Origin of the sequence: Acidovorax sp. 93, from assembly GCF_003633835.1 — a bacterium.
GTDB classification, from domain to species: Bacteria; Pseudomonadota; Gammaproteobacteria; order Burkholderiales; family Burkholderiaceae_C; genus Acidovorax; species Acidovorax facilis.
Genome location: NZ_RBIT01000001.1, coordinates 254452 through 269121 on the forward strand (window position 1 = coordinate 254452; position 14670 = coordinate 269121).

Annotated in this window: 12 protein-coding genes; 8 read left to right on the forward strand and 4 right to left on the reverse strand. The window is 66.8% G+C overall.

The annotated features are described in order from the left end of the window. The first annotated feature begins 1 nt into the window (after position 1). The 3 genes from C8C93_RS01175 to C8C93_RS01185 all read left to right on the forward strand — a co-directional run bounded on the left by C8C93_RS01175 (position 2) and on the right by C8C93_RS01185 (position 4136). A complete protein-coding gene (locus C8C93_RS01175) occupies positions 2 to 1258 on the forward strand; it encodes a DUF3422 domain-containing protein (protein WP_228896822.1) in 1257 nt (418 codons plus the stop codon). 146 nt (positions 1259 to 1404) lie between these two features. Continuing rightward, a complete protein-coding gene (locus tag C8C93_RS01180) occupies positions 1405 to 3027 on the forward strand; it encodes a gamma-glutamyltransferase family protein (protein ID WP_121505637.1) in 1623 nt (540 codons plus the stop codon). A gap of 179 nt (positions 3028 to 3206) precedes the next feature. Beyond that, positions 3207 to 4136, forward strand: coding sequence for a DMT family transporter (locus C8C93_RS01185; protein WP_121505638.1), 930 nt, complete (start codon positions 3207 to 3209; stop codon positions 4134 to 4136). Between the two features lie 42 nt (positions 4137 to 4178). On the opposite strand, the gene C8C93_RS01190 is transcribed toward C8C93_RS01185, so the two are convergent. Continuing rightward, positions 4179 to 5156 (reverse strand): M48 family metalloprotease, encoded by a 978-nt coding sequence (locus C8C93_RS01190; protein ID WP_233559222.1) that lies wholly within the window; start codon positions 5154 to 5156, stop codon positions 4179 to 4181. A gap of 10 nt (positions 5157 to 5166) precedes the next feature. After that, positions 5167 to 5778 (reverse strand): SH3 domain-containing protein, encoded by a 612-nt coding sequence (locus tag C8C93_RS01195; RefSeq protein ID WP_121505639.1) that lies wholly within the window; start codon positions 5776 to 5778, stop codon positions 5167 to 5169. A 64-nt stretch (positions 5779 to 5842) separates the two neighbouring features. Between C8C93_RS01195 and C8C93_RS01200 the strand changes: the two genes are divergently transcribed. From C8C93_RS01200 to C8C93_RS01210, 3 genes are all read left to right on the forward strand, one after another. Beyond that, entirely contained in the window at positions 5843 to 6673 is an 831-nt protein-coding gene (locus tag C8C93_RS01200) for an SDR family oxidoreductase (protein ID WP_121505640.1), read from the forward strand. A 308-nt stretch (positions 6674 to 6981) separates the two neighbouring features. After that, positions 6982 to 8091, forward strand: a complete 1110-nt coding sequence (locus C8C93_RS01205) for a TRAP transporter substrate-binding protein (RefSeq protein WP_228896551.1) — start codon at positions 6982 to 6984, stop codon at positions 8089 to 8091. Further along, positions 8088 to 10769, forward strand: coding sequence for an EAL domain-containing protein (locus C8C93_RS01210; protein WP_121505641.1), 2682 nt, complete (start codon positions 8088 to 8090; stop codon positions 10767 to 10769). Before C8C93_RS01205 ends, C8C93_RS01210 begins: the two co-directional genes overlap by 4 nt. Before the next feature lie 12 nt (positions 10770 to 10781). Here C8C93_RS01210 and C8C93_RS01215 read toward each other — a convergent pair whose 3' ends face one another. Continuing rightward, positions 10782 to 11681 carry a DMT family transporter gene (locus C8C93_RS01215; protein WP_121505642.1) on the reverse strand — a complete coding sequence of 300 codons (900 nt, stop codon included), beginning with the start codon at positions 11679 to 11681 and terminating at the stop codon, positions 10782 to 10784. Between the two features lie 140 nt (positions 11682 to 11821). Between C8C93_RS01215 and C8C93_RS01220 the strand changes: the two genes are divergently transcribed. Beyond that, positions 11822 to 12805 carry a quinone oxidoreductase gene (locus tag C8C93_RS01220; protein WP_121505643.1) on the forward strand — a complete coding sequence of 328 codons (984 nt, stop codon included), beginning with the start codon at positions 11822 to 11824 and terminating at the stop codon, positions 12803 to 12805. Next, positions 12802 to 13659 carry an NUDIX domain-containing protein gene (locus C8C93_RS01225; RefSeq protein WP_121505644.1) on the forward strand — a complete coding sequence of 286 codons (858 nt, stop codon included), beginning with the start codon at positions 12802 to 12804 and terminating at the stop codon, positions 13657 to 13659. Before C8C93_RS01220 ends, C8C93_RS01225 begins: the two co-directional genes overlap by 4 nt. Here C8C93_RS01225 and C8C93_RS01230 read toward each other — a convergent pair. Continuing rightward, complete coding sequence (locus C8C93_RS01230) at positions 13613 to 14653, reverse strand: NAD(P)H-binding protein (RefSeq protein ID WP_121505645.1); 1041 nt, start codon at positions 14651 to 14653, stop codon at positions 13613 to 13615. The genes C8C93_RS01225 and C8C93_RS01230 overlap by 47 nt on opposite strands. Between the last annotated feature and the right edge of the window lie 17 nt (positions 14654 to 14670).

Genomic DNA, 14670 nt, shown 5'->3' on the forward strand with positions numbered 1-14670 from the left:
GATGCTGCACAACGAAATCCACGCCCGTCCGCCCGAGGCCATGACGGCCCCGCTGGCCATTGCACACATCGTGATGCTGGCCGATGCCGCAGGGCGTGAAGCGAGCCGGGCCCATGTGGCGGCTCTGTTGCGCGACCACCACCTGGCATTGCCCGATGCGGACACCACGCACCTGCGCATGGACCTGGGGGCTTACCGCATGCGCTGGGAGCTGCACACCGAGTTTGTGTCCTGGACCTTCATGGTGCCCATGGCGGCCGACGCCTTTGGCGAGCGGGAGCCGGCCAGCGCCGCAGACGCGGTGCCCCGCGGGTGGCTGGCGGCTTTGCCCGGGCATTGTCTGTGCAGCCTCAACCTGTGGGTACTGCCCACCCACACCTTTGGTTCGGGGTCGCTGGTCAAGCATGTGCTGCATGAGGACACGCTGGTGGCCTCCACGGTGGCCGACGGGCATGGCGAGGTCTACACCGATTTTGCGATCCACGCCGATGGGTTCTCGCGCATGGTGCTGCTCGCGGGCGGCATGACGCAGCGCCGCCTGGGCCGCCTGGTGCAGCGCCTGCTCGAAATCGAGACCTACCGCATGGCTGCCTTGCTGGGCCTGCCTGCTGCGCGCGAGGCCGCCAGTGTGCTGGCTTTTGCCGAACGCGAACTGGCCGAACTGGCCGACGCCATCCGCACCGCCAACCGCGACGCAGAGCCTGCGCTGCTGGACCGCCTGACCCGTCTGGCCGGGCAGGTGGAGAGCCAGTATGCGGCCACCCACTCGCGTTTTTCGGCCAGCAGCGCGTACTTCGAACTGCTGGACAAGCGCATTCAGGACATTGCCGAATCGCGCCTGGCCGGGATGCAGACGATTCGGGAATTCATGGACCGGCGCCTCACGCCTGCACGCAGCACCTGCGAATGGGCGGCGCGGCGCCAGGATGCGCTGTCGCAACGTGTCTCCCGCATGAGCAACCTGCTGCGCACCCGCGTGGAGATCGAGCAGCAGCAAAGCAGCCAGGCGCTGCTGACCACGATGAACCACCGGCAGGATTTGCAGCTGCAGATGCAGTCCACGGTGGAGGGCCTGTCGGTGGCGGCCATCACGTACTACATCGTGGGCCTGGTGAGCTACCTGGCCAAGGGGGCGCAGAAGCTGGGTTGGCCCCTGTCGCCGGAAACCACGGCGGCCATCGCCATTCCGGTGGTGGCGGGCGGCGTGTGGTGGTCGCTGAGGCGGCTGCACCACCGGGTGTTCCGCAAGCACGGCTAGCAGGGATCCACAAGAAGACAGCTCAGCGCACCGCGGCGTGCTGAGTGCTGAGCAGGGATGCTGGGGGTGGGGCCAAGCCCGACGGGCAGGCAGGCCCTTGCCGTATGCCCGGTGTGCGGACATGGCACGCGACCCATAATGGCTCGATGCACTTCAGCTACACCCACCCCTATGCCAGCACCCGCCTGCCGGTGTTTGCGCGCAATGTGGTTTCCACCTCGCATCCGTTGGCCGCCCAGGCGGGCCTGCGCATGCTGCAGCAGGGCGGCAATGCCGTCGATGCTGCTGTGGCGGCGGCAGCGGCCATGACGATCTGCGAGCCCGTGAGCAATGGGCTGGGCAGCGACGCGTTCTGCATCCTGTGGGACGGACAGGCCCTGCACGGGCTCAATGCCTCGGGCCGCGCCCCTGCGGCCTGGACACCCGGGTACTTTCACAGCCGCTACGGCAAGAGCCCGGCGAGCCCTCCCAAACGCGGGATCGATTCCGTCACTGTGCCGGGTGCCGTCAGCGCGTGGGTCGCTCTGTCCGAGCGTTTCGGCAAGCTGCCCTTTGCCGCGCTGATGGAGCCCGCCGCCGAGATTGCCGAGCGTGGCTACCTGGTGCCGGTGGTGGTGCAGCAAAAATGGGCCGCTGCAGTGCCTGAGCTGCAGTCGCAGCCGGGGTTTGCGCGAAGCTTCATGCCCTGGGGCCGCGCGCCGCAGGTGGGTGAGCTGTTCCAGTTTGCCGCCGCAGCCCGAGCGCTGCGCGCCATCGGAGCCACACAAGGCCAGGCGTTCTACACGGGCGAAATTGCCCAGGCGCTGGTCGCCTTCTCGCAGGCCCAGGGCGGCAGCCTGACACTGGCGGATCTGGCAGCACACCGCCCTGAATGGGTTACGCCCATTGCCCGCAACTACCGAGGCTATACCCTGCACGAGATCCCGCCCAACGGGCAGGGCATCGCAGCGCTGATTGCGTTGGGCATACTGGACCGATTCGATCTGGCGAGCCATCCCGTGGATGGCGCAGCGTCCCAGCATCTGCAGATCGAGGCCATGAAGCTCGCATTTGCCGATGTGTACCGCTATGTGGCCGAGCCATCGTCCATGGAGGTGACCCCCGCGCAAATGCTCGATGACGCGTACCTGGCCTCCCGTGCCAAACTCATCGACATGAACAAGGCGCAGGATTTCGGGGCTGGCAATCCGGTCAAGGGTGGCACGATCTACCTCACTGCGGCCGACGAAAACGGCATGATGGTGAGCTTCATCCAGAGCAACTACATGGGCTTCGGCTCGGGTTGTGTGGAGCCCACCTTTGGCATCAGCCTGCAGAACCGGGGCCAGGCGTTCAGCACCGACCCGGCGGGCCCCAACCCAGCCAACCTGGTGGCACCCGGCAAGCGACCGTTTCACACCATCATCCCCGCCTTCCTCACGCAAAACGGCCAGCCCGTGATGAGCTACGGAGTGATGGGCGCCAACATGCAGCCACAGGGCCACATGCAAACCCTGGTGCGCATGCTGGACTACGGCCAGAACCCGCAGGTGGCTTGCGACGCACCACGCTGGCGCTTCAATGAAGGGCTGTCGATCAACGTCGAGGCCGCCATGCCCGCCGCGACGGTGCAGGGCCTGCTGGGCCTGGGGCACCGCATGGAGGTGATCCAGGATTCCTACCAGGACTTTGGCGCCGGCCAGTTCATCTGGCGCATGGGCGACCCCAAGGTACAGGGCTATGTGGCCGCCAGCGATCCGCGTCGCGACGGCCAGGTGGCGGGGTATTGATGAATCCCCCTGAGTCGCTTCGCTCCTTCCCCCTCTCTCTACGCGCTGCGCGCTACGGGAGGGGGACGCGGCCAGCGGCCTGGCAAAGCCAGTTCCGCGGCCACCTCGCGTCAGGGCGTGCCAGTTTCATGGGCTGTGCTGCCGCGCAACGCAATGGATAACCGAAAAATACATTAAAAGTGTCTATAGACCAATCTGTACAAGCGCAAGCAGCTGCAAAAAACGTAGCAGCCGGTCTCGCCCTGGCCCTGCTGGGCTCCATCGCCTTCAGCGGCAAGGCCATCATCGTCAAGCTGGCGTACCGCCATGGTGTTGATGCGGTCACGCTCATCATGTACCGCATGCTGTTTGCGCTGCCCATCTTTGCCGTGATGGCTTGGTGGGCCAGCCGGGGCAAGTCCCCCCTGACCCGCAAGGACTGGCTGGGCGTGCTGGGCCTGGGGCTCACGGGCTACTACCTGGCGAGCTTTCTGGACTTTGCAGGGCTGGCCTACATCAGTGCCAGCCTGGAGCGCCTGATCCTGTATCTCAACCCCACGCTGGTGGTAATGCTGGGCTGGGTGCTGTACCGGCGCAGCATCACCTGGGGGCAGGCGGTGGGCATGCTGATCAGCTACTGCGGCGTGGTGCTGGTGTTCGGCCACGAGGCCAATCTGCAGGGCACCAATGCTGCATGGGGCACCCTGCTGGTGTTCCTGAGTGCGGTGAGCTATGCCATCTATCTGGTCTACAGCGGCGAGATGGTGCGGCGCCTGGGTTCGCTGCGGCTGGTGGGTCTGGCCACCACCGTGGCGTGCCTGCTGTGCCTGCTGCAGTTTGTGGTGCTGCGGCCCTTCAGTGCTGCCGTGGTGGCACCCGAGGTGATCTGGCTGTCTATCCTCAACGCCACGCTCTGCACGGCTGCGCCCGTGCTCATGGTGATGATGGCCATTGAGCGCGTGGGCGCTGGAATGACCGCGCAGACCGGCATGGTGGGGCCGCTGTCCACCATCCTCATGGGGGTGTGGATTCTGGGTGAGCCGTTCACGGTGTGGGTGGCTGCGGGCACGGCACTGGTGATCACGGGTATTTTTGTGTTTACCCAATTGGCGCGCCGCCAAGCGCCCTGACCTGGCAGCGGAGAGCGGGTGCGCGCTCTCCTTGGGGGTGACTTATCCCGCCTTCTTTGCCGCTGCAGGCCGGGCAGAGGGTGCCGGAGCACTGGCAGGCGCACTGCCGCCCAGGCGCTGTGCAATCGATGCGCGCGACCCGCCCAGCCCATCGAGCTGCCGGCCCATGGATTGCTCCAGGTAGTCCAGGCGGGCCTGTGCGGCGGGGTGGGTGGACATCGTCAGCGTGAACATGGGGTTGTCCGGCGTGACGGTGCGCAGCTGCTGCAGCACCGAGACCAGACCGTAGGGGTCAAAACCCGCCTTGGCCGCCAGCGACACCCCGGTGCGGTCCGCCTCGAATTCGTCGGACTGGCTCAGCCCCTTGGTGTAGACGGTGCGGAACAGCGACAGCAGCTGGTCCTTAACGAGCTGTCCGGCGATGTTGCTGGTGCGGATCTGCGAAGCCAGCAGTTGCGTGCCGACCCCCGCCATGGCGCTTTGCCGGATGGCCTGGAGGTGGTGTTTGGAGGTCACGTGCGTGATCTCGTGCGCCAGGATGCCCGCCAGCTCGGACTCGTCGGCGCAGCGGTCAATGAGCCCCTTCGTCACGAACACATAGCCGCCCGGCGCGGCAAAGGCGTTGTAGCCTGCGTCGTCCAGCACCACAAAGGTCCAGGGCAGTCCGGGGCGCGACGACTGCAGGCTCACCCACCGGCCCAGGCGGTTCACATAGCGCTGCAGCGCCATGTCCGGGTGGGCGGGCTTGGCGCCCAGCAGCAGGGCGGCCAGCTGGCGGCCGATCTCGATTTCCTTGGCCTCGTCGATGTTCTCCATCGACTGCGTGAGCAGGCTGATCAGATCGTCACCCTGCGCCGCCGGAGCGGCTTTGCCCCCCGTGATGGCCGAGCCCAGCCCGCCCCCCAGGGAGTTGAGGATGTTCATCACGTTCTGGCTGTGGGCGGCCAGGGGCGCTGCAGCGAGCAGCGCGCACAAGGCTGCCGTCTGCGCACGGCGTTTCCAGGCGGAATTCCGGTTCATGGCCATTTCCTCAGTTAGGGCTGTAGTTGGGGTCGGAGGGGTTGCTGGACCCGCTGCCGGAGCCCCGACTGGATGTGGGCAGTGCGGGCTGCGCCAGGGCGGGCACATCCCGGGATTGCAGGGACGCCGAGCTGGCGAACTGGCGCGCCTGGTCGGCATTCACCCGCAGGCTTTCTGCCCGGCCGACGGCAGCAGGATTGGGCTGCGCATTGGCGATGTCTTCAGCATCCAGGCCACGAATGCCCACCGTGGAGGTGGCCGTGGTGGTGGAGCCGCTGTTGCCGCCAAACAGCCCGCCCAGGCCTCGCAGGCCGCTGGTGGCGGCGTTGTTGGTGGGCGTGGCCGACCCCGACTGCGGTCCCAGGTCGAACATGTGCACCCAGCCGGTGGCGCCTTGCTGTGTGCTCACCTTGGTCCAGGGGCCCTTGCGCTCGTTGCTGCGCGTGACCACAGTGTTGGCCTCCAGCGGGGCCACGCTCGCACCGCTGTCGGCGGGGGTGTCGCGCAACTGGGTGGCACGCTTGACCACGGCCGCCTCCTGCGCATGCGCGCTACCTGCCAGGGGTGCCAATGCGGCCCATGCCAGCCAGGTGGCGAGGGCTCCGCGGTGCAGCCAATTCATGTTGCAGCTCTCCACTTATGATGATCTGTGAATGCTGCGGCTTGCAGCAGAACCGGAGATTGTTATGGATTTGGGTATCGCAGGCAAATGGGCGCTGGTGTGTGGCGCGAGCAAGGGTTTGGGCTATGGCTGTGCGCTGGCCCTGGTGCGTGAGGGCGTCAAGGTGGTCATCAACGCCCGCAATGCCCAGGCGCTGGAGCAGGCTGCTACACAATTGGTAGCTGAAGGTGCAATGCAGGAAAGCGCTGGCGGCCAAAAAAGCTTCAAACCGACGGTGCTGGCGGTAGCTGCTGACATCACCACCGCCGAGGGCCGTGCTGCCGTGTTCTCCGTGACAGGTGGCCCGGGCCGTGACTTTGACATCGTGGTGACAAATGCCGGCGGCCCGCCAACGGGCGACTTCCGCGACTGGGACCGCGATGCATGGATCAAGGCCGTGGACGCCAACATGCTCACCCCCATCGAACTGATCAAGGCCACAGTGGACGGCATGGCTGCGCGAGGCTTTGGCCGCATCGTCAACATCACCTCCAGCGCGGTGAAGGCGCCCATTGACATCCTGGGTCTGTCCAACGGCGCGCGCAGCGGGCTCACGGGCTTTGTGGCGGGGGTCTCGCGCAGCAAGATCGCTGCACGGGGCGTCACCATCAACAACCTCTTGCCCGGCAAGTTCGACACCGACCGACTGGCCGCCACCGTGACCGCTGCTGCCGGTAAGGCTGGCAAGAGCGTGGACGATGTTCGCGCGCAACAGCAGGCCCAGATTCCGGCAGGGCGGTATGGCACGGCGCAGGAGTTCGGTGCCATCTGCGCTTTCCTGTGCAGCCAGCAGGCGGGTTATATGACCGGGCAGAACGTGCTGGCGGACGGCGGCGCTTATCCTGGGACCTTCTGACCCGGGCTGAGACGGAAGGTCACCGCGTCGTCTGTGGTCACTGGCGGGCGAAGGAGATTCCCTGGCGGCAGGGCGTGGCGTTTTGCAGACAGCTTTGCCCGCCGAGGGGGAAAACTTGGTGAAGAATGGTGCCCCAGCATTCCAACCCGAAAGTACCGGAACATGACACCGCGCATCCCTCCCCAGGGCGGCCTTCCAGACCTCTATGCGATCCATGGATGCCGCTGGGGCGCTGGCATGGCCCTGGGCATGAAGGGTGCGCGGCGGTGGCCGTCCACTGCACCCCGGTTGACGAGCCAGAAGTTGCCATGCAGCCCAAACCCGCTGTGACTTCCCGCCTTCTGCACCGCATCGCTGCACTGTGCGTGGCATGGGCCGCGCTGGGTTGTTCGCCACAGGCTGTGGGCCAGCCTGCGGCCACCCCGGCAGCGGCCACTGCGCCCTACAAGCTGCGCATCGTGGGGGGGCTGGCAGGTATCAACCAGTACACCCGGCAGGAAGAGCCCTTCTGGAGCAAGGAACTGCTCCGCTTGAGCGGTGGCCGGTTTGACGCTGAAATCGTGCCCTTTGACCGAGCGGGCGTGCCTGGCGCCGAAATGCTGCGCCTGCTGCAGCTGGGTGTGGTGCCTTTTGGCACCACGCTCATGAGCTCGTTCACGGCCCAGTACCCCGAGTACACCGCACCCGATCTGGCGGGGCTGAACCCCGACATTGCCACGCTCAAGACCACGCTGGCGGCGTTTCGCCCTTACCTGGAGAAGAGTCTGCGTGACCAGCACGGCGTGGAGGCGCTGGCGATGTATGTGTATCCGGCCCAGGTGGTGTTTTGCAAGAAGCCCCTGCGCGGGCTGGCCGATCTGGCCGGGCGCCGCACGCGCGTGTCGTCATCCACCCAGGCGGATTTTGTCGGGGCGCTCGGCGGCATCCCCGTGCTGACTGGCTTCGCGCAGATCGTGCCCAGCCTCACGGCGGGCAATACCGAGTGCGCCATCACCGGCACCATGTCGGGCAACACGCTGGGGCTGCATACCATGACCTCCCATGTGCATGCGCTGCCCGTGACTTGGGGACTGGCGGTGTTCAGCGCCAACAAGGCCGCCTGGGAGGCGCTGCCACCCGATCTGCGGGCCCTGCTGCGGCGCGAGCTGCCCCGGCTGGAGGCCGCCATCTGGGAGGAGTCCGAGCGCGAAACCTCCGACGGCATGGCCTGCAACCGTGGCATCCCCGCCTGTGTGGGGGGACGCAAGGGCAGCATGGTGGTGGTGCCGGTGTCTGCGCAGGATGAACGCAGCCGCCAGGAGATCCTTGCCTCCACCGTGCTGCCGCGCTGGGTGCAGCGCTGCGGGCCGCGTTGCGCCCAGGTGTGGAACCAGACGATCGGTCCCGTCCGTGGCCTGGCTGCGGCCCCGGCGAAATGAGGGATACCACGACCCCACTGCGCATCAGGGCCTTTGTATGGGCCGGGGCGGCGGTGTTCATTGCGGCGGTGGTGATGGTGTCTGCCGCGCTGGTATGGAACGCTCGCAAGGTGGCGCTGGACGATTACGAAGCCCAGGCCACCCGTTTTGTGGCGGGTGCCGAAGCGGCGCTCAATCGTTCCCTGCTGGCGGTGGACGTGCTGCTGGCCAGCATGGACGAACTGCTGGGCCTGTCGGGTTCGATGAGCGAATGGGTGGACCCTGACCTTGCAAGCCAGCGCCTGCGCAGCTCCGCCCGGCAGAATCTCATGGTGCGCTATGTGGCGCTGCTGGACGCGAACGGCAAGACCATCGCCTCTTCCGATGCGGCTGGCAGCGCGCTGCCGCTGCAGCTGCCTCCTGGTTTTCTGGCGTCTGTGCTGGAACAGCCCGTTTCCACCCTGATGATCAGCCCGCCGGTGGTGAGCTTTGCCACCGCCGAGCGCGTGCTGTATTTTGCGCGCCACCTGCGCATGGCCGACAGTTCCCTTGTGGTGGCCATTGCCGAATTGCCGGTGGGGGCGCTCAGCTCGGTGCTGGTCCAGGGTGTGGACATCACAGGCCTGCAAGTGACGCTGGAGCGTGCCGGAGGGCTGCTGCTGTTGAGTGCGCCCAACCGCGAAGAGGCGATCACGCCCGTGCTGTCCCCGCCACTGCAGGAGGTGGCCGCCCTGGGGCAGGCGTGGAAGGCACCCGCCCGCTTGAGTGGCGAGCCGGCGCTGGTGGTCTACCGACCCATCCTGTACCAGGACCTGCGCATCTCGGCGAGCATTCCGCTGCGCGATGCGCTGGCAGGCTGGCGCGACCAGCGCAACGCCATTGCACTGACGGGGCTGTTGTTTGTGGCCATGATCGTGGCAGCGGGCAACCTGGCGCTGCGCTACCTGGACCGCATGTCCCAGGCGCGGCTTGCCATTGCGCAGTCCAAGGCCACCCTCGACCAGGCACTGGAGTCGATGGTGAGTGGTTTTGTTCTGCTCGACGGCGAGCAGCGCGTGGTGCAATGGAACAGCCGGTTTGAGGAAATTTTCCCCTGGCTGCGCGCCGTGATGGCGCCCATGGTGCCGTTTCGGCGCGTGATGGAAGAGACCGCCCGGCACCATCTGCCGCGCGCCAGCGAGGAAGAACGCATGCGCTGGGTGGAGCTGCGGCTGCTCAAGCAGAACCAGCACCATGAGCCCCATGAGCAGGTGCTGCCCAATGGCCGCACGATCCAGATCACCGAACGGCCCACACCCGAGGGCGGGCTGGTCATCACCTACCACGACGTGACGGCCCTGCGCCGCGCCAGCGCCGAGATTGAGAGCCTGGCCTTCTACGACCCTCTGACCAATCTGCCCAACCGCCGGCTGCTGATGGATCGCATGCAGCAGGTGATTGCGGCCAGTGTGCGCAGCGGGCAGTACGGGGCCTTGCTGTTCCTGGATCTGGACCACTTCAAGACGCTGAACGACACCATGGGCCACGAGGTGGGCGACATGCTGCTGCGCCAGGTGGCAGAGCGCCTGAAGACCTGCGTGCGCCGCGAGGACACCGTGGCGCGCCTGGGGGGAGACGAGTTCGTGGTCATGCTGCACGAGCTGTCGCTGCACAGCGAAGAGGCGGCTGCCTATGCGCGCCGCGTGGGCGAAAAGATCCTGCGCACGCTCAACATGCCGTACTCGCTGGCCGGGCTCAGCCACCACAGCACGCCCAGCATCGGGGCCACGCTCATGGGCGGGGCGCTGCAGCCCTCGGTCGATCTGCTCAAACAGGCCGACATCGCCATGTACCAGGTCAAGTCGCAGGGCCGCAATGCGCTGTGTTTTTTCGACCCGCAGATGCAGATTGCCATCAGCGTGCGCGCGCAGCTGGAGGGGGATCTGCAGGCCGCGCTGGCCGCGCGGCAGTTCGCGCTGCACTACCAGCCCCAGTTCCATCTGGACGGGCGCATCGTGGGCGCCGAGGCGCTGATCCGCTGGATCCATCCCGAGCGCGGCCTTATTGCGCCGAGCGCCTTCATTGGCGTGGCAGAAGAAAGCGAACTCATCGTGCCCATGGGCCACTGGGTGCTGCGCACCGCGTGCGAGCAGCTGGCGGCGTGGGAGAACGATGCCCGCTACCGGCATGTGCCGCTGTCGGTCAACGTGAGCGCCCGGCAGTTCCGCCAGCGCGACTTCGTGGCCCGCGTGGTCGAGGTGCTGCGCGAGACCGGCGCGCGGCCCCACCTGCTCAAGCTGGAGCTGACCGAGTCGCTGGTGCTGGACAACGTGGACGACACCATTGCCAAGATGGGCCTGCTCAAGACCAAGGGTGTGCGCTTTTCGGTGGACGACTTCGGCACGGGCTACTCGTCGCTGGCCTACCTCACGCGGCTGCCGCTGGACCAGCTCAAGATCGACCAGTCGTTTGTGCGCAACCTGGGTGTGCGGCACACCGACGACGTGATCGTGCAGACCATCATCGGCATGGCGCGCAACCTGGAGCTGGATGTGATTGCCGAAGGTGTGGAAACCGCACATCAGAAAGCCCTGCTGGCAGACTATGGCTGCCAGCTCTTTCAGGGCTATTTGCTGGGCATGCCCGGGCCGGTATCGGAGCTCGAAGTCTTGTTGCAGCAGGCCGCAACACAAGCCTCGGCCGAAGGCGCAGCAGGCTGATCCCGCCTGCCGCTATCGCCGCGACGACACCACGATCCCGCCCACGATCAGTGCGAATGCCACACCGTGGAAAAGCTGTGGGGTTTCCCCTAAAAAGGCGGCCGACAGGATGCCCGCAAACAGCGGGGTGAGGTTCACGAAGAAGCCCGCCACCGCAGGCCCGGCGCGCTCCACCCCCACGCCCCAGCAGCGATAGGCCAGCACGGCGGGGCCCACGGCGATGAAAGCCAGCGCTGCGATCAGCGGCCAGCCCCATGCGATGTGGGTGTGGCCCATCGCCCATTCCACGCCCGCGAAGCTGCCCGACCATGCCAGGCCAAACACCATCTGCGCCATCAAAAAAGCGGCCCAGTCGCCCCGGATGCGGGCGGGCTCGCTGGTGCGCGACAGCAGCCAGCTGTAGAACGCCCACGAGATGGTGGCCAGCAGCATGAACACATCGCCTGGCACGAGGCGAAAAGCCAGCAGCTGCGACCACTCGCCCCGGCTGAGCACCAGCAGCACGCCACACATCGACAGCAGCGCCCCCAGCAGTTGCCGCCGCGTGACCGTCGCGCCAAAGAACAGCGCCCCCACGGCCAGCATCCACACCGGCATGCTGGAGCCCACCAGCGTCACGTTGATGGGCGTGGAAGTCTGCAGCGCCATGTACTGCAGCGCGTTGTACAGGCCAATGCCGAGCAGCCCCAGCAGTGCATAACGGCGCCAGTGGGGCCACAGCGGGCTGTCCTTGCGCAGCACGTTGTACGCGAGCGGCAGCAGGATGAAGAAAGCCAGCACCCAGCGGATGAAATTGAGCGTGATGGGCGGGATCAGGTCGTGCACCAGCCGGCCTGTGACGGCGTTGCCAGCCCACAGCAGCGGCGGTATCACCAGCAGCGCCGCCGTGCCGGGCGTGAGTCTTTGAGTCATGGGCTGCACTGTAACGGTGCAGGGCAGGACAAGGCTTTCAGATTCATGGCAGGATGGCCGCCGTTTGTCTCGCCCGTTACAGGCCCTATCCATGCCCGTTGGGGACCCGTTCAACACCCGTTATCCAGGAGCGTTTTGCCATGAGCCTTGCCGTCCAGATCCGCCAGCACGGTGGTCCCGAAGAACTTCACATCGTTGACGTCACCGTGGGCGAGCCCGGCCCTGGCGAGATCCGCATCCGCCACCACGCCATCGGCCTGAACTTCATCGACGTGTACCACCGCACGGGGTTGTACCCCCTGAACATGCCCGCCACCATCGGCATGGAAGGCGCGGGCGTGGTCGAAGCCGTGGGCGAGGGCGTTGCGCACCTGAAGGTGGGCGACCGCGCTGCCTACGCCAGCCAGCCCCCCGGCGCTTATTGCGAAGTGCGGGTGATGCCCGCCAAGTGTGTGTGCAAGTTGCCCGATGCCATCAGCTTTGAGACGGGCGCGGCCATGATGCTCAAGGGCCTGACGGCGCAGTACCTGCTCAAGAAGACGCTGCCCGTGGAAGGCCTGCAGCCCGGCGACCATGTGCTGTTCCACGCCGCTGCGGGTGGGGTAGGCCTGATCGCCAGCCAGTGGGCCAAGGCGCTGGGCCTGCAGCTCATCGGCACGGCAGGCACCGATGCCAAGTGCCAGCTGGCCCTGGCCAACGGCGCGGCGCACGCCATCAACTATCAAAAAGAAGATTTCGCAGCCCGGGTCAAAGAGATCACCGGCGGCAAGGGCGTGAAGGTGGTGTACGACTCGGTGGGCAAGGACACCTGGGACAAGTCACTCGAATGCCTGCGTCCCTTTGGCCTGATGGCCAGCTTCGGCAACGCCTCGGGCCCCGTGGCACCGTTTGCGCCGGGTTCGCTGGGCGCCAAGGGCTCGCTCTACGTCACGCGCCAGACGCTGTTCACCCACATCGCCACGCGCGAAAGCACGCAGGCCATGGCCGACGACCTGTTTGCCGTGGTGGCCAGTGGGCAGGTGAAGATCCACATCGACCAGCGCTACCCGCTGGCCGACGTGCAGCAGGCGCACCGCGACCTGGAAGCACGCAAGACCACGGGCTGCACCATCCTCACGCTGTGACAGCCTCCTACCCCGGCGCATCGTTCGACCAGTGGCTGGTGGGTGCGCGGCAACTGGCGCACCAGCCCGCCCGCCAGCCACGCCAACCCCTGCGGGTGGCGGGGCAGGTGGTAGGGTCGGTTGCGGAAGGATTTCTAAGCAAAATAAGCCTCCAGCGCTTATTGGACAAGCGCTACCAGCTATCAATGGGTGAGCATGGCGGCGCCCCTGCATGGAGTCTGCACCTGCCGCCCCAAGCGGCCTCTGATGCCAACGTCAACGCCACCACCGATGCCCTGAACACCCTGGCCGCAGCGCTGCGCGACGCCAACCTGTGTGGCCCGTGGCGCAACGAGCAACTGGCGGTGACCAACCCCAGCGGCGAAGTCGTGGGCACCGTGGAGCGGGGTGCCGTGCGTGTGCTGGGCATCACCACCTGCGCCGTGCACCTGGTGGGCCTGGCGCCCGATGGGCGCATGTGGGTGCAAAAGCGTTCGCTGAACAAACCCAACGACCCAGGCCTGTGGGACACGCTGATGGGCGGCATGATCTCGGCCGCCGACTCGTTGCCCCAAGCTCTGGTGCGCGAGACCTGGGAAGAAGCCGGGCTGCATGTGCACACCCTTGCCGGCGTGGCGCACGGTGGCCATGTGCTGTTCAGCCGCCCCAGCAGCGAGGGGGGCGGCGCGGGGTACATGGTCGAGCGCATCGACTGGTTCCGCGCCGTGGTGCCAGAGGGCATGGCGCCCGACAACCAGGACGGCGAGGTGGACGAGTTTGCACTGCTGCCCTTGGAAGAGGTGCGCGCGCAGGTTGCCCAGGGCCGGTTCACGCTGGAAGCCGGGCTGGTGATTGCGGGTTTCCTGGGGCTGTGAGCGGCGCTTTCAGGCAGCCCAGACCCAACAGCGTGGCCTGCACCGCCGCGTCCAGCGGCGTGTGGGGCTCTTCGCCCAGCACGGCGCGCAGCGGGTCGTTGGCCATGCGCACCGGTTGCCTCCACAGGTAGCGCATCTCCCGCAGTTCGCGCAGCGTGGCCACAAACGGCGAGGCGAGTGTGACCAGCCACCACGGAAAGGCCCGCACGTGCGGGGCCGCACCACCATGTGCCACCACGGTGCGGCCAATCGCGGCGGCCATCTGCGTGCCGTCGGCGTCCCAGTGCCCGGACATGTGAAAGCGTGCAAACGCGGGCAGTGTGGCGCGGCGCTCCAGCAACTGCACCATGGTGCGCGCCACGTCGGGCAGGTATGACCATTGGTGGCCCACGCCGGGTGCGCCGGGCAGGTTCACCGCCTTCACGGGTTGGCCGGGCTTGACGAGGCCTTGCGAGAACCAGCTGTTGCCCACCTGGGGGCCAAAGTAGTCCCCCGCCCGCACGATGAGCACGCGGCAGGTGCCCGCACTCAGCGGGTGGGGCTGGGTCGCCTGCTGCAGGCGCCGCTCCAGCTCCACGCGCACAGTGCCCTTGCGGGTGTGGGGGCGCTGCGGTGAGTCCTCGCGCAGCACCGGGAAGGCGTCGGGCCCGTAGTTGTAGATCGTGCCGGGCAGCACCACGGTGGCACCCACTGCGGTGGCCGCCGCAATGGTGTTGTCGATCATGGGCAGCACCAGCTCGCTCCAGCGCCGGTAGCCGGGCGGGTTGACCGCGTGCACGATCACGTCGCAGCCTGCGGCAGCGGCCACCACGTCCTCGCGCCGCATCGCGTCGCCGCGAATCCAGGCCATGCCGTCGCGTTGCTCCCCGGCCTGCGCCACGCCCCGGTGCAGTGCGCGTACCTGCCATCCCCGGTCGCGCAGCTGCCGCGCCACTTCGCCACCGATGCCCCCGGTCGCGCCGAGAACCAGAACCGTATTGCCTGCGTTTGCCATGTTTTGCTCCAAAAAAA